The sequence below is a fragment of the Azospirillum sp. Sh1 genome, from assembly GCF_008365135.1.
GTDB classification, from domain to species: domain Bacteria; phylum Pseudomonadota; class Alphaproteobacteria; order Azospirillales; family Azospirillaceae; genus Azospirillum; species Azospirillum oryzae.
This window is the reverse complement of the sequence record NZ_VTTK01000011.1, coordinates 88,730-109,835: the sequence shown is the minus strand read 5'-3', so window position 1 is coordinate 109,835 and position 21,106 is coordinate 88,730. Positions and strand designations below refer to the sequence as shown.

Below are 21,106 nucleotides of genomic sequence, written 5' to 3'. Positions count from 1 at the left end.
GGCGGGTTCATGCCCGCGCCTGTCACTCTGTTTGAGTCCCGTCCGATGCCATCGGCACTGTCAGTCAAGCCCGGTCAGCGTCACCTGTGCCGCAAGCGCCCGCACTGTCGCCGGATCGGGCAGGTTGGGACCGAAGCAGCCGAGCTTGGCGGCGGCGAAGGCCACCGACAGCCGGGCCACATCCTCCAGCCCGCCCTCCTGCTGGAAGGCGGCGATCAACCCCGCCACCATCGCGTCTCCGGCGCCGACGGTGCTCAGCGCCTGGACCGGCGGCAACCGGCCATGCAGGGCGCGTGTGCGATCAACGAACAGAGCGCCGTCGGCCCCCAGCGACACCACGACCACGCCGACACCGCGCCGGTTGAGTCCGCGCGCCGCATCTAGCAGGTCGGCGTCGCTTGGCAGCGGCCGGCCAGCCCAATCCTCCAGTTCATGCCGGTTGGGCTTGATGCAATGGGGCAGCGCGCCGGTGGTGGCCAGCGCCGCCGCCAGCGGCGCCCCGCTGCTGTCCAGCACCACGCGGGCCCCGGCCGCCGCCAGATCGGCGGTCAGAATGGCGTAGGTGTCGGTGGGCAGTCCGTCCGGCAGGCTGCCGGCCAACAGGACCGGGGTGCCCGGCTCCACCAGCCGGCGAACCGTCTCCTGCATCCGGCCGAGCGCGCCGGGATCGGCGGTGAGGCCCGGCAGGTTGATGTCCGTCGTGTCGTTGGCCGCAAGGTCGGCGATCTTGATGTTGACGCGCGTTTCGCCCGGCAGCCGCAGGAAGGCGTCGGCGATGCCCTTCGCCTGGAACAGCGCCTCGAACGGCGCGGCATTGCCGGTACCGAGAAGTCCGGTGGCGACCACCGGCGTCCCCCAATCGGCAAGGCAGCTGGCGACGTTGACGCCCTTGCCGCCGGCATTGTGGCGCACCGCCCTGGCACGATGGACGCTGCCGGGTTTCAGCGCCTCGACCGTGATGGTCTGGTCGATGGCCGGGTTCAGCGTAACGGTGACGACGGGTTTCGTCATGACGCCTCTCCCTCCAGCGCACGCACCTCGTCGGAGGATTCGCAGTCCAGTGCCCGCTGCGCCAGCGCCCGCAGGCCGTCGAGGTCGCTGTCGCGCAACCGGTCCTTGACGCCGGGGATGTCGCGCGGGGTCATCGACAGCTCGCGGACGCCGAGGCCGGCCAGCAGGGCGGCGCCGAACGGATCGCCGGCGATGCCGCCGCAGACGCCGACCCAGCGGCCATGCTTCGCGGCCCCCTCCACCGTCATGCGGATCAGGCGCAGCACCGACGGGTGCAGGCTGTCGGCCTCCGCCGCCAGTTCGGGATGCTGCCGGTCGACGGCCAGCGCGTATTGCGTCAGGTCGTTGGTGCCGATGGAGAAGAAATCGACATGGCGGGCCAGCACGTCGGCCTGGATGGCGGCGGCCGGCACCTCCACCATGATGCCCAGCGGCACCGCCGGGGCGTCCAGTTCCGCCCGGATGCGGTCGCAGACGGCGCGCAGCGCCTCGATCTCGCGCAGCGTGGTGATCATCGGGAACATGATCAGCAGCGCATCCGGCTTCGCCCCCTTGGCGGCGCGGTAGAGGGCGCGCAGCTGCGGTTCCAGCAGTTCCGGATGGCGCAGCAGCAGGCGGGCGCCGCGCACGCCGAGGAAGGGGTTCTCCTCGTGCGGCAACTGCAGGTGCGGCACCTGCTTGTCGCCGCCGATGTCGAGCGCGCGGACGATCAGCGGACGGCCGTCCAGCGCCTCCAGCATGGCGCGGTAGGTCTGGTACTGCTCCTCCTCGCTGGGGGCGTCGCCGCGCTCAAGGAACAGGAACTCGGTGCGCATCAGGCCGACGCCTTCCGCACCCTGGGACAGGGCCACCGGCACCTGATCCGGGCGGTTGACGTTGGCGCCGATCTCCACCGTGTGGCCGTCGCGGGTGCGGGCAGGCAGGCCGCGCCGCTCCTCCTGATGGGCCTTCTTGACGCGCTGCTCCTCGATCCAGCCAAGCGCGGCGGCCAGAGCGGTGTCGGGCGGATCGAGGTACAGGCGGCCGGACTGGCCGTCGAGGATGGCGGTCGTACCGTTGGCAAGCTCGGTCAGCGCGCCGCCGCCCGCCACCATCGCCGGCAGCCCCAGCGTGCGGGCCAGGATCGCGGTGTGGGAGGTCGGTCCGCCCTGGGCCGTCGCCAGACCGATGACGCGGCCCATGTCGAGGGCTGCGGTGTCGGACGGCGACAGATCGTCGGCGACCAGGATGCAGGGGGTGTCCGGCAGGTCGCGGATGGAGCCGCCGCGCAGGTCCGGATCGATGCGGGTCAACACCCGGCGGCCGACGTCGCGCAGATCGGCGGCACGGCCGGCCAACACCGGGTTCGGATTGGCGGCCAGCTTGGCGGCGTTGCGCTCCACCGCCTCGTTCCACGACCAACCGGGGCCATGCCCCTCCACCATCAACTGGCAGGCGAGCGTGATGACGTCGGTGTCGTTCAGCAGCTCCGCTTGCGCTGCGAAGATTCCCGCTTCGGCCGGACCCAGCCGGCGGGCGGTATCGTCGGCCAGCGCCTTCAACTGCTGGCGGGTCAGGTTCAGCGCCTCGTGCAGGCGGTTGCCGCCCTCCAGCAGCGGTACCGGCCGGTCGGGAACCGTCAGGTCGGCCTTCGGCATCACATGCACCGGACCAATGGCGAGGCCGGGACTGGCGCCGACACCGGCGACCACCGGCATCTCGCGCCCGGCCGCGGGCGGCGGCGTCCAGCCCTGGACCATGGCCTTCGCCTTGCGCGCCGCGGCTGCGGCATCTGCCTTCTCCCGCGCGCTGAGGCCCGTGATGGTGGCGCGCAGGCGGTTCAGCACCGCGCGCGCTTCGGGACCGTCGGCGGACACGGTGATGCGGTCGCCGGGGCGCAGGCCGAGTTGCAGCAGCGCCACCAGCGTCTTGCCGTCGGCGGCCTCCTCGCCATGGCGGATACGGACCCGGCCGGATGCTGCGCGGGCGGTTTCGACCCAGGCGGCGGCGGGGCGGGCATGCAGGCCGGTCGGATAATCGACCACCCATTCGAAGCTTTCCGCAAGGTCGCCGGCCTCGGTGGCGGGCGTGGCCGGGGCGGCGCTGTCGTCCGACAGGGCGGCGGCGAGATCGGCGGGATCGCCGGTGGTGAAGAGGGCGTTCAACCGCACCTCGTCCTGCATCAGGCGGGTCAGGCGGCGCAGGATGGCGATGTGGGCATCGGACTGGGCGGCGATCGCGACGACCAGCCGGGCGGTCTGCCCGTCGTTCCACACCACGCCGTCCGGCACCTGCAGGATGGCGATGCCGTTGCGGCGGACCAGATTGCGGTCGTCCACCATGCCGTGCGGGATGGCGACGCCGTGGCCGAGGAAGGTGTTCGCCACCGTCTCGCGCCGGATCATGCTGTCGGCATAGGCGGGGTCGATGCAGCCCGCGGCGATCAGCAGCTGCGCCGCCTCGCGGATCGCCGCCTCCTTCCCGGCCGGGGCGGCGCCCAGGCGGATCAGATCGGGGGGAAGGCTCAAGGGGTGCGTGTCGGTGGCCATGGCAACCGTCTCCTCCGCAGGTTCTTGTCTGTCCTCTTGATGCCTAGTGAAAACGATTACAGTCGGACTGTCAACGGCTGCCGCAATGCAGCATAAGCACTTTTTCGGCGAAGCGTCTTGTCAAGCGGGCTGAAATGGGGAATGCTCCGGGCATCGCACTGGAAACGTTTTCAGAAGTGGCCCCCGCCCCAACCCGCTCTGGTCAGGCCGGGCCGCGCACGGCTAAGATCGCCTCCCCGTTCGGGGTGCCCTCTACCACCACTGGTTTGCAGATGAACGCCTCCGGCAAGACCGCCAGCATCAAGGACGTGGCCCTGGCCGCCGGCGTATCGGTCGCCACCGTGTCGCGCGTGCTGAGCAACGGCCCGGTCAGCGAGGCGTTGCGCAAGCGGGTGGAGGATGCGGTGCGCGCCACCGGCTACCGCCCCAACCTGTCGGCACGGCGGCTGCGCTCGCAGCATTCGCAGACGATCGGACTGGTTGTCTCGGACATCCGCAACCCCTTCTTCACCGCCGTCAGCCGCGCGGTGGAGGATGCGGCCTATCGCGCCGGCATGCGCGTGATCCTGTGCAACAGCGACGAGAATCCGGAACGGGAGGAATTGTACCTGCGCCTGATGCAGGAGGAGCGAATCACCGGCCTGATCTTCGCCCCGACCCGCGCGACGCTCGACCGGCTCGACACGCTCGACCTCGACTTTCCCGTCGTGCTGATCGACCGCAACGCGCCGACCGCCCGCCACGACGCAGTGGTCCTGGACAACCCGCGCGCCGCGGCCATGCTGGTGGAGCACCTGCACGCCCAGGGTTATCGCCGCATCGCCGGCCTGTTCGGCAACACCAGCACCACCGGCCAGGAGCGGTACGAGGGCTATCGCTCCGCCATGGCGGCCCGCGGCCTGGCTCCGGCCGCCCGCTTCCTCGCCCCTTATGCCGACGCGGCGGAGGCGGCCGTGGTGGACTGGATGGCGGAACGCGACCGGCCGGAAGCCTTCATCGTCAGCAACAGCCTGTTCCTGATGGGGGTGGTGAAGGCCGCCCGCCGGCTGAAACTGTCGATCCCCGATGGGCTGGCGGTCGCCGGATTCGACAATGAACCCTGGACGGAGCTGGTCGGACCCGGCCTGACCGTCATCGAGCAGCCGGTGCAGGACATCGGCCAATCGGCGATGACCCTGCTGTTCGAACGGCTGGAAGCACCGGACCGTCCCCGCCGCCGCCTCGTCCTGGGTGGCACCTGCATCGTGCGCGGTTCCACCGCCGCGCGGATGGCCGACGCCGACTGAACCGGCCGGACTGAACCGGCGCGTCCCGCGGCGATTGGGCGAACTGCCCCGGCCGCAACCTTTCGTGGACCGGCCCGACTGGGCGGGCATTGGTGCCCGCATCAAACGGGCTGCGTCACCGCCGCCGCACCCGGCAGCGAAACGCAACCGCGCTTCCCCCTCTCCTCTCGTGTGCCGCCGACCCGGCAACGGACTACTCCCGATGCCGGAACATGGGCGTTGCCGATAACCGACGCCCGAAAGATACGCTAAGACTCGCGGTTCCCGGCAACGGATGATCAAAGAAAAATACTCCCCCGGTGTGCGGGAAGAACAGTTCCGAAAGCGGCGTTGACCGTCGCCCAACACCCCACTACCGTTCCGTTTGCAATGCACAACAAAAATGCTCGCCCTAGCTAATAACGGCGACCACAAATCGCTGTTCCACTCTGCGACAATTTTTAGGGTAACCAAGTAATTGTTGGAGAGATCAACTAATTCTTGGTGGCATTCATGACCCACGATGGTCACCCCTAGTGGGGGCCAACCGGCCGACAAAACAAGAAACACGAATCCGGGGGAGAACGCGGTGCGCACACTTCAGGGACTTCGACGGGGGTGAAGGCGTGATGCTGAAAGGTCTGACCGGACGCAAGGCGGCGGCGAAGGGGGGCAGCTTCGCCCGTCATGGCGTGACGACTGTACTCGTCACCGCCGCCACGATGGCGCTAGGACTGCTGACGGGAATCCTCGTCGCCCGCACCATCGGTCCGGAGGGTCGGGGTGCGCTGACCGCCGTCCTCACCACCATACAGATGCTGGGCTGGCTGTTCGGCATGGGCTGCGGCAAGGCGGTCACCTACGCGCTGTCGCGGGACCATTCGGCCGGCGGCCGGCTGCTGAGCACCTGGACGCTGATCCTGCTGCCGCTGGCGGCGCTGGCGATCGGCACCGGCTACCTGCTGCTGCCGCTGCTGCTGGCCGCGCAGCCGGTTGAGACGCTGGTACTGGCGCGGCTCTACCTGCCGATGATCGCCATGGCCCTTCTGGCGGAGCTGATGCTCGGGCTGATCCTGGGCGACCAGGATTTCCGCAGCTTCAACGCGCTGAACTTCATCCAGCCGGCCGGCGTCGCCACGCTCTACGGCGTCCTTTGGGCCACCGGCCACTTCACGGTGGAGGCCGCCGTCATCGTGCAGGCGGCGATGAGCACGCTGGTGCTGGTCATGGCCACGGCCCTGCTGGTCCGCCGCCACGGGATCGGCCGTCCCGATCCGGCGCTCGGCCGGCGGACGCTCTGGTATGCGCTGCGCACCCACGGCGACGTGGTGGGCGGCGTCATCACCCAGCGGCTGGACCTGCTGATCATTCCCGCCTTCCTGCCGGCGGCCCAGGTCGGGCTCTACGCCCTGGCGACCAGCCTGTCCTGGCTGATCGTCAGCCTGTCCGGCGCGCTGGCCACCGTCGTGATGCCCGCCGCCACCCGCCGGGGCCAGTCGGGGCGGGCGCTCGTGCTGAACAGCCTGCAGGTGACCTTCGCCATCGGCGGGCTGCTCGGCGGCGGGCTGTTCGTCTTCGCGGATATCGCCATCGGACTGGTCTACGGCCCGTCCTTCGCCGACAGCGCGCTTCCGCTGCGGCTTCTGCTGCCGGGCGCCGTTCTCTACGCCGCCGCGTCGATCCTGCTGAACGGGCTCTATGCGGAGAACAGGCCCTTCACCGCCACCACGGCCAATCTGCTGGGCATGCTGGTCACGCTGGGCGGCCTGCTGCTGTTCCTGCGCAGCGGCGGGATCCTGGCCGCGGCCATCGTCTCCACGGTGGCCTACACGCTGGTGTTCGCCACCGCGGCGACCCTCTACCGCCGGGCGACCGGACTGCCCTGGCGCGTCTTCCTTCCCGACCCGGCAATGCTCGCGGCCTTGCCGCGGCGCCTGATCGCACTCGCCAAACCGTCTCCGGCGACCGCCGCTCCGGCCGGACCCGCAGGCAAATGACAGAACCTAAAGGATTTGGGGGACCCACAATGCGACTGTCGCTCTTGACGCCCGAATACCCACCCGGCGAAAAGCTCGGCGGTATCGCCACCCACACCCACACGATGGCCCGTGCGCTGGCACGGCTGGGCCATGCCGTCCAGGTGGTGACCCCGTGGAAGGCCAACGGCCTGCCGGCCGGCACCACCATCGAGGACGGCGTGACGGTGAACCGCGTCGATCCGGGGCCGCATCTGCATGCGGTCGTGGACCGCTTCCGGACCAACCGCCGGCTGGCCGACGCGGTCCGCGCCTTCCGTCCCGACGTGGTTCATGCCGCCGAGTTCGACGCCGACGCCTGGTGGCTGACCCGTTTCAGCACCATCCCCGTGGTGACGCGGCTGGCGACGCCGACCGGGCTGGTGATGGACACCAACACGCAGCCCTGGGTGCCGCACACCCACCTGTTGAACGCGCTCGAACGCGACCAGACCAAACGCAGCGCGGCGATCTACGCCTCCACCCGCGCCATCGCCAGGCGGGTGGCCGATTACTGGCGCATCCCGCCTGAGATGATCCAGGTCATCCCCAACAGCATCGATCTCGCCGCGGTGGCGGCGAACCGGACGGCCGAGCCGCCGATGGCGCTGCCGAAGCGCTTCATCGCCTTCTTCGGCCGGCTGGAGGGGCGCAAGGGCATCGCCACTCTGGGCCGCGCCATTCCCGGCGTGCTGGCCGCCAACCCCGACCTGCACCTGATGATGATCGGCGGCGAGGACTCCGCGAGCGCCGCGATCATCGACCAGTTCCGCCGCGACGTCGCTCCGGTCGCCGACCGCGTCCATTTCACCGGCGCCCTGCCGCGCAACGACGCGCTGGCCGTGGTGGCGCGGGCGGAAATGGCGGTCGTCCCCTCCCTGTGGGAAAGCTTCGGCTTCGTGGTGGTGGAGGCGATGGCGCTGGGTGTGCCGGTGGTCGCCAGCGACTGCGGCGGCTTCCCGGAAATCATCGAGAACGGCCGCACCGGCTGGCTGGTCCCGCCCGGGCAGGCGGAGCCGCTGCGCGACATGCTGATCGCCCGGCTGGCGGACCCCGAAGGGCTGAAGGCCGCCGCCGCCGCCGGGCTGGAGCATGCAAAGAGCTTCGATGTCGACACGGTCGCCGCCCAGGTCGCCGCCCTGCTGGAGAACGCCAAGGCGGAGCGGTCGCAGGCCGCAGGTTCCGGCATCTACAACAACGGCTATCGCCGCCATTTCCGCCCCGACCACCCGACCACCCCCTTCTACCGCATCTATGACGAGAAGCGGCGCGCGGTGGCGGCGGAGCTGGAGCGGCTGCCGCGGATGCGCATCCTCGATGTCGGCGGCGGATACGGCCGCATCACCGGTCCCTTCGCCGACCGTCACGACGTGACGCTGGTCGACATCTCCCACGAGATGCTGGCCGAAGCGAAGGAGCGTTTCCCGGCCCTGACCGTCCAGCAGGCCGACGCCCGCAAGCTGCCCTTCGCCGACGACAGCTTCGACATCGTCATCGCCATGGACCTGCTCTGCCACCTGCCGGACCTGGAAGCCGGCGTGCGCGAACTGCAGCGGGTGGTCAAGCCCGGCGGGCGGATCGTCTGCGACACCACCAACGCCAACCCGCTGTGGGTGATCGCCTATCCCCGCTACTACCGCTGGCGGCCCGACCGGCTGCTGGCGACCATGCGCTGCCACGGCGTCCTGCCGGAATGGAAGGCGCTGGTCCGCCACCACTGGGCGCCGGAAATGCGCAAGGCCATCGCCGCCACCGGCCTGACCCTGCAGAAGACCGATCATTTCGGCCCGCCGGGGGTGGCGAAATGGCACCTGTGGTGGTGCCGGCGCGGCGGCAAGGGCACGGAGGGGCACGCATCGTGACCAAACCGCCCCTGCTCCTTTTCCTTGCCCATGGCGGCGACCCGCACCGCGTCGCCATCGCGCCGGTGCTGGCCGCCGCGGCGGAACGCGCCGGCTGGGCCTTCGACCTCTATTACGACGGACGCCGCAGCGGCCGGCACTTCGGCGGCTGGGAGGACGGCAACCGGACCGAGGCGACCGGCACCGGCAGCCTGATGGCCGGCGGCCGGCACCTGGACCATGCGCTGTGGCTGACCACCCGGTTCCGCGTCGTGGCGCTGGGCGACCCTGCCTCCCCCCTGTGGCCGGTGGTGGAGGCAGGGGGCGAATGCGCCCTGCGCAGCACCGACCCGGCCGCGCTCTATGAGGCCGCCTTTCGCCTGCTGGAGCAGCCGATCCCGGACGAGGTCGCGGTGCTGGACATGGCGCCGCAGACCCCGCTCGGCATCGTCGCCGCCCCGTTCCTCTACCCGCAACTGATGGCGAAGCCCTGCCTCGGCATCGACGTCGGTGCCGATGCCGGGCTGCGGCAGAGGCTGGAGGCGCTGGGCGCCCGCCATTTCACCGGCCATTGCGTCGACCCGGTGCGGGCCCGTCACTTCCCCGGCGGCCTCGATGCGGTCGAAGGCAGGGTGGCAGGGGAAAGCTATGCCAGCTTCAGCGCCGCGCTGGCCCATCGCCATGCCGGCTGGGGCCGTGGAACGCTGCTGGGCGATCCCGATCTGATCGCGGCGCAGCTGCCGCTGGCGGCGGCCAAGCGGCTGCTGCCGCTCTATGGCCGGCCGCAGACCGACGTGATCGAGCGCGCCGCCGACCTGATCCGCAACGGGGCCGACCCGGTCTATGGCCGCCAGTTCGACGACCACGACTTCTTCGCCCTGGGCCGCCTGGGCCGCGGGCTGCAGATCGTCGATCCCGATCCACCCTTCGCCAGCACGGCCGACGTGCCTCTGCGCATCGCGGAGCCGCCGCGCCCCTTCACCGATTACGAACCCGACGACGCCACCCTGCGCCGCTGGGCGGCGGAGGGGCGGGTGCTGACCACGCTGGTGCTGTGGTCCGGCATGATCCGCGAACTTCACTGCATCCCGCGCATCCTCGATCTGGTGGCGGCGACCGGCCTGCGCTGCGGGCTGGTGGTCACCGTCGACAGCCTCACCCAGTCCAGCCCGGCCGACCTGGCACTGCTGTCGGTGCCGGAGGAACGCGGCGGCGTGCTGGGCCGGGTGGAGCTTCTGCTGGGCAGCACCGGCCGCGGCGTCTGCGCCGAGGGCGAAATGCCGGGCGACGAACTGGCCCGGCTGCTGACCGACGCCCGCGCGGAGATGGCGACCATGCTGCCGCCGGGGCTGATGCCGCGCGGCTGGTGGCCGCTGGTCGACTCGCCGCTCGTGCCGGGCCGCACCCCGCGCCTGCATTGGGAGGAGGGCCGGCCCGTCCTGCGCATCTCGCCCCGTCCGCGCCCGTCCGAAACTCCGGCCGCCAGCGTTGAGGCCGCGTCGGAGGGCACGCCCCGCAAGGCGCCGACGCGGGCCGGGGCTCCGGCCATGGACGCCCGGCGCATGATCGGCAATGCGCTGCGCCGCTACCGGCTCGACCGCTTCTACGAGGCGTGGCGGCCCTATGACAGCGCCCGCCCCGGTCCGTTGCGGCAGGACATCGCCGCCGCCGTCCGCTCCGCCGGCTTCGATTACATGTGGACCAAGGCCGCCTTCGGCTCGGCCGAACCGGCGCTGGTCGACGGGGAGTTCGTGGCCCTGCCCTTCACCGCCGGCGATTGGGACGGCTGGTCGCCCTTCTACACCATCCGCAACACCGCACAGGTGCGGGCGGCCGAACGCCGACTGACCCGCGGCGGGCGGCCGGGATGGCTGGCGTCCAACATCGATTCCATCCTGTGGATGCTGCCGGGCGAGGTGCTGGAGAAGGGGCGCGCGCTGTTCCAGGTCGCCCGGCTCGTCGCCGACGGCGGCGGGACCGGAACGCTGGTCAACGTCACGCCCAACACCGTCGCCCGATACGCCCGCATCCTGGCCGAGACGAAGGCGGGACGGGCCACCCCGACAACCCCGGAGCTGCCGGCGGAGATCCGCGGCGACCCGGCGCCGGACGCCCCGTCCGCCCCCCGTCAGCCCACCCGAGACCCGGCAGAGGTCGCCTGAACCATCGCGGCCGCATCGCACCTCCGCGCACCGTTTGTCGAGATGAAGGAGTTCAGCCCATGGACGCACCGGAACACCGATTGCCGCCAGGCACGGCCGGTATCCCCTCCGGCTTTGTCGCACCGCCGGTCGGAACGGGCGCCGATAAGGTCAACGTAGGCCGGCTGGTACAGACGCTGTGGCGCCAGAAATGGCTGATCCTTGGGCTGACCGCGGTGCTGTGGCTGCCCGCGGTGCTGCTGATCAACGCGATGACGCCGCTCTACAGCGCGTCGGCCGTCGTGGTGATCGATCCGCATACGAACCGCGTCATCAACATCCCCTCGGTGTCGGAACCGATGGGAATGTATCTCGACACCGTCAACACCGAGGTCGAGATCCTGCGATCCCGCGATCTCGCCCGCCGGGTGGTGGAGATGCTGAATCTGGGGAACGAGCCGGAATACGCCGCAACTCCCGACAAGCCCGGCCTTCTGACCCCCCTGTTCGAGGAAGGCCGCGCCCTGCTGACGGAGGTGGCGTCCGGTCTTCCCGAACCGCTGTCCGCCCTGCTGACGCCGGCCGCGCGCCCGCCCGCTCCGACCGGCAGTGCGGAGGAGAAGGAAACCGCCCGCCTGATCTACGCCTTCCAGAAGAACCTGCGCGTCAGCCCCGGCGTGCAGTCGCGCGCGATCCGCATCGCGGTCGAGGCCAAGGACCCGCAGCTGGCGGCCCGCGCCGCCAACGCCGTCGCCGACGCCTACATCGCCATCCAGGTGGAGGCGAAGCGCAAGGCCACCCAGAATGCCAGCGAGTGGCTGCAGAGCCGGCTCGACGAACTGCGCCAGGACATGACCACCACCGGCCGCGCCGCCGTCGAGGCGATGCGTGCCGAGACCGGCATGGCCAAGGGCCGCGATGCTCCCCTGGTGAACGAAGAGATGTCGGCCCTGAACGCCCAGCTGGCGGAGGCGCGCACCGCGCTGACCAACGCCCAGGGGCGGCTGCGCCAACTGCAGTCCGTACAGCCCGGCAATCCCGAATCGCTGACCGGTGCCGATATCGGCGGCGACCCGCTGATCACCGGCCTGCGCCAGCGCCAGACGGCACTGAGCGCCCAGCTGGCAGAGCTGCGCGCGCAATATGGCGACCGTCACCCGGCGCTCGCGCGGCCCGCCGCCGAGCTGCGCGAACTCAATGCCGCCCTCGCCACCGAGGTGGATCGCGTGATCCGCAGCCTGCGGGGCGAGGTGGAACAGCAGATCGCCAAGATCCAGAGCCTGTCCCGCCGGCTGGAGGCCCTGCGAACGGAGTCCTTCGACAACCTGCAGGCGGACGTGCGGCTGCGCGAGCTTCAGCGGCAGGCCGACGCTTCCGACGACAACTATCGCCGCGCCGTCACCCGCCTGAAGGAGACCCAGGTGCTCCAGGCGCTGGAGATGACGCCCGACGTGCGGATCGTGTCCTCCGCCGACGTCCCGGTGGGGCCGGTCGGGCCGGGCAAGTCCGTGCTGGCGGCCCTGGCCGCGGTGGTCTGCGGCGCCATCGCCACCGGCGTCGCGCTGGTGCGGACCGCCAGCCAGCGCGGTGTCTACAGCTCCCATCAGGTGGAGGCGGTCCTGGGCCTGCCGGCGGTCGGCATCGTTCCGCTGCTGGGCCGGATCAAGCGGTCCGCCCGCTCCGACGCCAACCGCGACCCCTATTCCAACACCGGCGGCGGCGAATTCGCCGAGGCGGTCTGGCGGCTCTGCGCACGGCTGCATCTGGTCCGCACCGGCGCCGAGCCGGCCACCGTCAAGGGCGGCGAGGTGGTGATGCTGACCTCGTCGGTCGCGGGCGAAGGCAAGACCACGCTGGCGGTGGCGCTGTCCGCCTTCCTGGCCGACACCGGCCGCCGGGTCGTCATCGTCGACTGCGATACCCGCCGCCCCGCCGTGCACCGGCTTCTCGGCGGCACCCGCCCGCCAAAGGGGCTGACCGACCTGCTGGAAGGCGATGCGACGCTGGATCAGGTCGTGCAGGTCGACGATCGCCGCCGGGTGGCGGTGATCACCGCCGGCCGGCCGGTCGACCGGCCGCAGATCCTGTTCGGCTCCAAGGCCATGCTGTCGCTGCTGGTCGAGCTGTCCGAACGCTACGACGTCGTCGTCCTCGACACGCCGCCGGTGCTGTCGGTGTCCGACGCGCTGATCCTGGCGCCGCTGGCCGACCGCGTCCTCTATGTCGTGCGCTGGGCGCGGACCGCCACCAGCCTTGCCAGCGCCGGCATCAAGCAGGTGCGGCAGGTCGGCGGGCGGATCGGCGGCGCGGTGCTGTCGATGGTCAACGCCCGCGACCACGCGAACCTGGAATACGGCGCCCGTCCGCCCAGCGGCCGATCCTACCGCCTGCGCCGCATCGCCTGAGCGGAAGTATCCAGAACCCAATTACCCTCGGCCCAAGTGAAGGCCTGCCCCTTGCCGGAGGACCCACAATGAAAGTCGCGATCGTCCATTACTGGCTCGTCGGGATGCGCGGGGGGGAGAAGGTTATCGAAGCCCTGTGCGAGCTGTATCCGGAGGCCGACGTCTTCACCCACGTCTACCGGCCGGAGCGGATCTCCCCGATCATCCGCAGCCATCAGGTCACCACGACCTTCATCGACCGGCTGCCGATGGCCCACCGGATGTATCAGAAGTATCTGCCGCTGATGCCGCTGGCGCTGGAGCAGCTCGACCTCAGCGCCTACGACCTCGTCATCAGCAGTGAATCCGGGCCGGCGAAGGGGGTGCTGACCAGGCCGGACGCGCTGCACGTCTGCTACTGCCACACGCCGATGCGCTATGTGTGGAGCGGCTATCACGATTACCTGCACTCGGCCGGGCCGATCGTCCGGCCGCTGATGCCCTATGCCATCCACCGGCTGCGGCAATGGGATCTGGCGACGGCGGCGCGGGTCGACCGTTTCATCGCCAATTCCGAGACGGTGGCGAAGCGCATCTGGCGGGTCTACCGCCGCGACTCCACCGTCATCAACCCGCCGGTGGAAACCCGGCGCTTCGCCACCGCGGAGCCGCCCGGCGATCACTACCTGTTCGTCAGCCAGCTGGTGTCCTACAAGCGCGCCGACGTGGCGATCGAAGCCTTCAACCGCATGGGCCGCAAGCTGGTCGTGGTCGGCGAGGGCGAGGAGTACCGCCGGCTGAAGCAGATGGCCGGGCCGACGGTGGAACTGCTGGGCCATTGTTCCGCCGAGGAGTTGGACCGGCAATATGCCGCCTGCCGCGCCCTGGTCTTCACCGCCAACGAGGATTTCGGCATCGTCCCCGTCGAGGCGATGGCCGCCGGCCGGCCGGTGATCGCCCTGAACCGTGGCGGCGCGACCGAGACGGTGAGGGACGGCCTGTCCGGCCTGTTCTTCGACCAGCAGACGCCGGAAGCGCTGATCGAGGCGGTGCAACGCTTCGAGGCGCAGGAACACCGCTTCAATCCCACCGTCATCCAGGCCTATGCCGCCCGCTTCGACCGTTCGGTGTTCAAGGCGCGGCTGCGCGAGACCATCGACAGCTGGGTGAACGGCGAGGAACCGGCCCTGGCCCCGGCACGGGCCGCCGCCAACGACGCCCGCGGGCGGGAGCTGGCTCCGGCATGAGCGTGACCATGAATTCCGCTGGCAACCCCACCGGCATGCCCCGCCCCGCCTCCCATGTCCCGATCGACCCCCATGCCGTCGAACATCTGGGCGTCACCGTGATCGTACCGACCTATCGCAGGCCGGACCAGTTGGCCGGCTGCCTGGACGGTCTGGTCCGGCAGACGCTGGCGCCGGTCCAGGTGGTCGTCACCGTGCGCGACACCGATCCGGAGTCCGCAGAGGTTGCCCGGCGCTATGCCTCCACCCTGCCGGTCGAGGTCGCCGGCATCGACGTGCCGGGGCAGGTGGCGGCGATCAACCGCGGCATGGATCATGCCCGCGGCGACATCGTCGCCATCACCGACGACGACGCCGTCCCCCATCCCGACTGGGTCGAGCGGATCGAGGCCTGGTACCGGGCCGATCCGCGCATCGGCGGCGTCGGCGGCCGCGACCATGTCTATCACGACGGCGTGCCGGAAACCGGGGAGGCCCTGGTCGTCGGCCGGCTGCAATGGTTCGGCCGGGTCATCGGCAACCATCATCTGGGCGTCGGTCCGGGGCGGGATGTCGACGTGCTGAAAGGCGCCAACTGGAGCTTCCGCCGCGCGGCGATCGACGGCCAGCGGCTGAACACCCGGCTGCGCGGCAGCGGCGCCCAGGTCCGCAACGAGGTGGATTTCTGCCTGCGCCTGTCCCGCCAGGGGTGGCGGCTGGTCTACGACCCGCTGGTGGCGGTCGACCACTTCCCGGCTGTGCGCTTCGACATCGACCAGCGTGGCGCGAACCACTTCCACCCGCTGGCGCAGGAGAATGCGACCTTCAACGACACGCTGGCCCTGATGGCCCATTTCGGCCCGGCCAACCGCGCGGCCTTCGCCGCCTGGGCCATGCTGGTGGGGACCTGCGAGTTTCCCGGACTGGCGCAATGGGCGCGGCTGGCGCTGCGCGGCGACCGCCATGCCGGGGCGAAGCTGCGCGCCACCTTGCGCGGCCGGCTGGAGGGAATGCGCGACTGGCGGGAGACGGCGGCATGACCTTCGCCACAGCCGGCTTGGAGCATGGCCATCACGGCACGGCCCATCATGACACCGGCCATCACGGCACCGGCGGCCTGCCCTCCCTGAACAGAATGGCGGCACCGGTCTTCTGGTTCCTGGTGGCGGTCCCGGTCCTGATGGGCAAGGCCGGTGTGCTGGAGATCGTCTTTCCGATTGGGGCGCTCGCCGTCGGCGCGCTGCTGGTGACACGAGATCCTGCCCGGTTCGCCGCCTTCACGTGGTGGCTGTGGTTCCTGACGCCGGAGGTGCGCCGGCTGGTCGATTACCAGTCGGGCTGGAGCGTCATCAGCCCGATCATGGTGACGCCCTTCGTCGTCGGCGCCATGACCGGGCTGGTGATCGCGCAGTATCTTCCGATGCTGCGCTACCGCGCCTATTTCGGCTTCCTGCCGGTGATGCTTGGCATCTCCTACGCCTACTTCAATGGAATCTCCCAGGCCGGCGTGGCGGCGGCGACCTTCGCACTGTTGAACTGGGTGGTGCCGGTGATGCTGGGGCTCTATGTCGCCCTGCACTGGCCGATCTACCCGCAGATGCGTGACGCCGTGCTGCGCGCCTTCGTCCTCGGGCTGGCGCTGGTCGGCGGCTATGGACTGATCCAATACTTCGTCATGCCGGCCTGGGATGCGCGATGGCTCCTCAATGTCGGGATGACCAACCAGGGCTTGCCGCTGCCGATGCAGGTGCGGGTGTTCAGCACGATGAACTCCTCCGGCCCGCTGGCCTTCCTGCTGGTCACGGGGCTGGCCGTGCTGCCGGCCGCACGCGGCATCCTGGTTCCGATCGCCGGCGCGCTGGCCCTGGGCTCGCTGCTGCTCAGTCTTGTGCGCGCGGCCTGGCTGGCCGGGCTGTTCACCTTCACCTGGCTGATGCTGACCATGCCCGGCCGCCACCGGATGCGGCTGATCGCGGTCGGCGTCGGGCTGGTCCTGTGCTCCCTGCCGCTGCTGAGCGTGCCTAGGGTCAATCAGGCCATCGTCTCCCGGTTCGACACGCTGAATTCAATGGAGAATGACCGCAGCTACCAGGACCGGCAGGAGTTTTATGTCACCTTCCTGTTCTATGCGCTGACCGAGGTGCGCGGCGCCGGGCTCGGCACCATCGACACCGCGACCAAGCTGACCAACGAGGACGGGCAGCTGGGCGTCATGGCCTATTTCGACAGCGGCATCCTGCGCGTGCCCTATGAGCTGGGGTGGCCCGGCGCGTTCGGCTATGTCGCCGGCCTGATCATGCTGACGGCCGGGATGCTGCGCCGCGGCGGCGCCCCGCCCGACCCCTTCGCCCGCTGCGCCGAAACGGCGGCCCTGACGATGCTCGGCTGCATGGTGTTCGAACACACGCTGGTGAAGGTCACGGGCGTCGGCTTCTGGTTCTTCCTGGGCATGGCGATTGCGGCCAAGAATTACGGGCTCGCCGGCCTGCAGGGCGCCGTCCCGACGTCTGTCCCCGCCCATCAATTCCAAGAGGACAAGCAATGGACGGAAGCCTGATCCTGCCCGGCCCGCTGCCGGGGGAGATGCGGGAGACCAGCGTGCTTCAGCTTGGGCTGGGCTGGTTTCCGGAGACCCATGGCGGGGCGGAGAACATGTTCTACCACCTCGCCCGTTACCTGCCGCAGCAGGGCATTGCCTTTTCCGGGCTGGTGCTCGGCACCGTTTCCCGGACGCTGGACAATGGCGCCCGCATCGACAGCTTCGCACCGCCGACCGCCTCGCTGCCGCGCCGGGTGGCCGCGGCGCGGACCGCCATCGCCGAGACGCTGCGCCGGCAGGCGCCCGACCTCGTCGCCTCCCATTTCGCGCTGAATATGGTGGGCGCCCTGCCCGCCTTGCGCAACCGGCCGCTGGTCGTCCATTTCCACGGCCCCTGGGCGCTGGAAAGCGCCGCCGAGGGCGCCGGTCCGCTGGCGGTGCGGCTGAAATTCCTGGTGGAGCGGCTGGTCTATCGCCGCGCCGCCCGCTTCGTCGTCCTGTCGCAGTCCTTCGCCACCATCCTGACCGAGCGCTATGGCATCCAGCCGGAGCGCATCCACCGGGTACCCGGCGGGGTCGATGCCGACCGCTACGACCTTTCCGACAACCGCCATCAGGCGCGCGCCCGCCTCGGCTGGCCGCAGGGGCGTCCCATCCTGCTGACGGTGCGCCGGCTGGTGAAGCGCATGGGGCTGACTGCCCTGGTCGATGCCATGGTGGAACTGCGCCGCCGGGTGCCCGACGTTCTGCTGGTGGTCGCCGGCCGCGGGCCAGAGGCGGCGGCCCTTCAGGACCGCATCGGCGCGCTGGGGCTGGAGGACCACGTGCGGCTGCTGGGCTTCGTTCCCGACGCGCATCTTCCGCTCGCCTACCGCGCCGCCGACCTGTGCGTGATGCCGTCGCAGGCGCTGGAGGGCTTCGGCCTGACCGCGCTGGAATCGCTGGCGGCCGGCACGCCGGTGATGGTCACGCCCATAGGCGGCCTGCCAGAGGTGGTGGAGGGGCTGGACGGCGACCTCGTGCTGGCCGGGACCGACGCACGCTCCATCGGCATCGGCCTTGCGGAGGCGCTGACCGGCGTCCGCCGGCTGCCGGACGCCGACGCCTGCCGGGCGCTGGTGCGCAGCCGGTTCGACTGGCCGGTCATCGCCGCCCGCACCGCGGCAGTCTATCGCGGCGCCCTGCAATGAGCACCCTGCGATGAGCACGATCGTCATCCTCTGCGACCATGCCCATCCCAGCGGCGGGCTGGCGAAGGTCGCAATCGCCGGCGCCGTCGGGCTGGCCCGGCGCGGCCACCGGGTCCATTTCTTCACCGCCGTCCCTCCCATCGACCCTGCCCTGCTGACCGACGGCATCACCGTCCATTGCCTGGAGCAGCCCGACCTGAAGGGCAACGCCGACCGCGTGCAGGCGGCGCTGCGCGGCATCTGGAACCGGGAGGCGGCGCGCGCGCTGGAAAGCCTGCTCGGCAGCTGCCCGGCAAACGACACGGTGGTCCATATCCATGGCTGGGCCAAGGCGCTGTCGCCCAGCGTCTTCCCGGTCTGCCGGAAATCCGGCCTGCCGGTGCTGCTGACCCTGCACGACTATTTCCCGCTCTGCCCCAACGGCGCCTTCTTCGTCTTTCCCGAGGGCGTCAACTGCCCGCACCGGGCGCTGTCCACCGGCTGTCTCGCCACCGACTGCGACGCCCGCGCCCGGCACCACAAATGGTGGCGCGCCGCCCGCCATGCGGCGGGGGCGTTGGCCGGCGGCTTCACCGGCGGCATGGCACTGGTGACGCTCAGCGACCGGCAGCGCGCGGTGGTCGCCCGCCATCTGCCGCCCGGCACCGTCACCCTGCCCGTCCCCAACCCGGTGGAAGTCCCGGACGAACTCAGGGATCGCGGCCCCGCCCCGGTCGCCGGCAACCGCCCCGTGCTGTTCGTTGGCCGCCTGTCGCGCGAGAAGGGCGCCGCTTTGCTGGCCGAGGCGGCGGCACAGGCCAACTGTCCGGTGCGCTTCGTCGGCGACGGCGACGAGGCGGCGGCGGTGCGCCGGCTGAACCCGGATGCGGAACTTGCCGGCTGGCTGCCGCCCGATGCCGTGCTGGAGGAGGTGCGGCGGGCGCGGGCCCTGGTGGTTCCGTCGCTGTGGTACGAGACGTTCGGGCTCGCCGCCTACGAGGCGCTGGCGAACGGCGTTCCGATCGTCGTCAGCGACAATTGCGCGGCGGCGGAGGCTGTGCGGCCCGGAGAGAACGGCTTTCTGTTCCGCAGCGGCGACGCCGCCGACCTCGCCCGCTGCCTCCGGCTGCTGTCCCACGACGCGGAGGTGGAGCGGATGGGCCGGAACGCCCATGACGGGTACTGGCGCGCGCCCTTCACGCTGGACCGCCATCTCGACCGGCTGGAGCAGGTCTATCGCGCGGCGCTCAGTGATGGCATCGGTTCGCTGGGCCGGCCTGGCCGTCGATCGCGGGACTTCGGGCCATGACCGGCGGTCCCGGCTGCCGCATCGGCAGGCGTGCGTTGCTGGCGGCCGCCCTCGCCCTGCCCGCCGCCCGGACGCCCGCTGCCGCCCAAGCCGCCCAGGACAAGCCATTGCGCCCGGCACCGGACCCGCCGCAGAGAAGCGGCCCAGCCCTGTCGATCCGCGAACGCGGCGCCGTCGGTGACGGGCGCAGCCATCCCCTGTCGGAGCGCTACAAGAGCCTGGAGGCGGCACGGCGCGTCCATCCGCATGTCCGATCCCTGGACCAGGAATGCGATTGGGCGGCTCTGCAGGGCGCCGTGCTGGAACTGGCGCGCAGCGGACAGGGCGGGACGGTGCTGGTGCCGCCCGGCGATTACCGGCTGGATGGCGAGATCGTCCTGCCCAACCTCGACCGCTACGACGACGCCTTCAACGAGGTGGAGATCGTCGGCGCCGGCATGCGCGCCTCGCTGCTGTCCTGGCCGGAGGATCTGGGCCCCGGACGCTTCGCAATCCGGGCCGGCAGCCGGCAGGGCGTGCGCGACGACGACAAGGGCTATCAGCGCAGCCGCATCGCGCACATCAGCCTGCGCGGGCCGAAGCCCGGCAATCGGCCGGGCGACCCGCCGCCGGGCATGGATGGGCTGGCGCTGACCTCCCGCTTCCTGCTGGAGCGGGTCGGGGTGTTCGGCTTCCGCGCCGGGGTGGATGTCTGGCGCGATCATTCCTCGCTGATCTCCTGCCAGCTGACCAAGAACCACATCGGCGCCTTTTGGTCGGCGGGGACCGACAGCTTCGGCGATCATCTGTTCCTCGACACCGACCTTGCCGGCAATACGCTGGCCTCCATCGCTGTGGCGCCGGAGAACGGCATCGACCATTCCAGCTTCATCTCCTGCCATTTCGGCTTCTCGCCCTACGCGATCCTGGCGGAGGACGGGCCGGCGAAGCGGACCTTCCTGTCCAACAACAAGTTCCTGGACTGCGCCTTCGAGGCCTGCGGCAACGGTTGGATCCAGGGGCCGATGGCGGAGATGTACGGCAATGTCCTGATCGGTTGCAGCGGCTCGCTGCTGCCGGTCTATCGCCTGGCCAAGCGGCCGGTCACCGGCCTGATCGTGGTGCGCGCGCTGGAGCGCAACGAGTTCACCGGCGGCAGCGCCAGCTTCGGCGACGGCACCAACGACCGCGCCGCCGACATCGAGACCGCCGCCATCGTCGCCGCCTCCGCCGTCGGCAACCGCTTCGACGATGCGGAGCGGCTGATCCGCCTGGGCCGTGACGGTTTCGCCCCGGCTCTCGCCATCTCCGGCACCTGCCGCGCCAACCGGTTCGAGGCGCTGGATTGCTCCGGCGAGTTCCGCAAGGTCGGCGCCGGCGGGGTCGATGCCGGCAATCTGGTGCAGCGCGACTACGACCGGGTGCGCCGGCTGGAGCCCGACCGCCCGGCCGACGGCGTCGCCCTGACCACGGCTGCCGCCGGCGGCATCGTTCCCGTCGCCACCGGTGGAACCGTGCCGGTCGGCAAGACCCGCGCCGCCATCCGCATGGGCACCGTCCTGCGCCCCGGCGGCGGCACCCCCCAGCGTGTCGATCCCACCCCTGGAGCGGCGGCGCCGGTCGGAATCGCGGTGGCGGACGCTGCGCCGGGAACCGACAGCGTGGTCATGGAGCTGAGGCTGGAGTTGCGGTAAGGGGA

The 21,106-nt window shown here is 70.7% G+C and carries 13 protein-coding genes; 11 read left to right on the top strand and 2 right to left on the bottom strand.

Annotated features, from left to right (window positions below; genetic code table 11):
- Nucleotides 1–60 precede the first annotated feature (60 nt).
- Both pfkB and ptsP read right to left on the bottom strand, forming a co-directional pair.
- Nucleotides 61–1,011 carry a 1-phosphofructokinase gene (pfkB, locus tag FZ029_RS13705; protein ID WP_149269725.1) on the bottom strand — a complete coding sequence of 317 codons (951 nt, stop codon included), beginning with the start codon at nt 1,009–1,011 and terminating at the stop codon, nt 61–63.
- Nucleotides 1,008–3,539 (bottom strand): phosphoenolpyruvate--protein phosphotransferase, encoded by a 2,532-nt coding sequence (gene ptsP / locus FZ029_RS13700; protein ID WP_149269724.1) that lies wholly within the window; start codon nt 3,537–3,539, stop codon nt 1,008–1,010. The genes pfkB and ptsP overlap by 4 nt, the downstream gene beginning before the upstream one ends.
- A gap of 272 nt (nt 3,540–3,811) precedes the next feature.
- Between ptsP and FZ029_RS13695 the strand changes: the two genes are divergently transcribed.
- The 11 genes from FZ029_RS13695 (at nt 3,812) to FZ029_RS13645 (ending at nt 21,101) form a co-directional block, all read left to right on the top strand.
- Complete coding sequence (locus tag FZ029_RS13695; RefSeq protein WP_149200978.1) at nt 3,812–4,825, top strand: LacI family DNA-binding transcriptional regulator; 1,014 nt, start codon at nt 3,812–3,814, stop codon at nt 4,823–4,825.
- 608 nt (nt 4,826–5,433) lie between these two features.
- Nucleotides 5,434–6,801, top strand: a complete 1,368-nt coding sequence (locus FZ029_RS13690; RefSeq protein ID WP_149269723.1) for an oligosaccharide flippase family protein — start codon at nt 5,434–5,436, stop codon at nt 6,799–6,801.
- 29 nt (nt 6,802–6,830) lie between these two features.
- Nucleotides 6,831–8,681, top strand: a complete 1,851-nt coding sequence (locus FZ029_RS13685; RefSeq protein ID WP_149269722.1) for a glycosyltransferase — start codon at nt 6,831–6,833, stop codon at nt 8,679–8,681.
- Nucleotides 8,678–10,822 carry a hypothetical protein gene (locus FZ029_RS13680; RefSeq protein WP_188051931.1) on the top strand — a complete coding sequence of 715 codons (2,145 nt, stop codon included), beginning with the start codon at nt 8,678–8,680 and terminating at the stop codon, nt 10,820–10,822. The genes FZ029_RS13685 and FZ029_RS13680 overlap by 4 nt, the downstream gene beginning before the upstream one ends.
- Before the next feature lie 59 nt (nt 10,823–10,881).
- The gene (locus FZ029_RS13675; RefSeq protein ID WP_149269721.1) at nt 10,882–13,206 is read left to right on the top strand and encodes an AAA family ATPase; all 2,325 of its coding nucleotides are present in this window, start codon (nt 10,882–10,884) and stop codon (nt 13,204–13,206) included.
- A 68-nt stretch (nt 13,207–13,274) separates the two neighbouring features.
- On the top strand, nt 13,275–14,432 hold the full coding sequence (locus tag FZ029_RS13670; RefSeq protein WP_149269720.1) for a glycosyltransferase: 1,158 nt from the start codon (nt 13,275–13,277) through the stop codon (nt 14,430–14,432).
- Complete coding sequence (locus tag FZ029_RS13665; RefSeq protein ID WP_247892299.1) at nt 14,429–15,451, top strand: glycosyltransferase family 2 protein; 1,023 nt, start codon at nt 14,429–14,431, stop codon at nt 15,449–15,451. Before FZ029_RS13670 ends, FZ029_RS13665 begins: the two co-directional genes overlap by 4 nt.
- A complete protein-coding gene (locus FZ029_RS13660) occupies nt 15,448–16,968 on the top strand; it encodes an O-antigen ligase family protein (protein ID WP_149269719.1) in 1,521 nt (506 codons plus the stop codon). The genes FZ029_RS13665 and FZ029_RS13660 overlap by 4 nt, the downstream gene beginning before the upstream one ends.
- A complete protein-coding gene (locus FZ029_RS13655; protein WP_247892298.1) occupies nt 16,953–18,140 on the top strand; it encodes a glycosyltransferase family 4 protein in 1,188 nt (395 codons plus the stop codon). Before FZ029_RS13660 ends, FZ029_RS13655 begins: the two co-directional genes overlap by 16 nt.
- Nucleotides 18,141–18,150: 10 nt before the next feature.
- Nucleotides 18,151–19,428: a glycosyltransferase family 4 protein gene (locus FZ029_RS13650; RefSeq protein ID WP_149269718.1), complete on the top strand. Its 1,278-nt coding sequence runs from the start codon at nt 18,151–18,153 to the stop codon at nt 19,426–19,428.
- Nucleotides 19,425–21,101 carry a DUF2190 family protein gene (locus tag FZ029_RS13645; protein ID WP_149269717.1) on the top strand — a complete coding sequence of 559 codons (1,677 nt, stop codon included), beginning with the start codon at nt 19,425–19,427 and terminating at the stop codon, nt 21,099–21,101. The genes FZ029_RS13650 and FZ029_RS13645 overlap by 4 nt, the downstream gene beginning before the upstream one ends.
- Nucleotides 21,102–21,106: the final 5 nt, after the last annotated feature.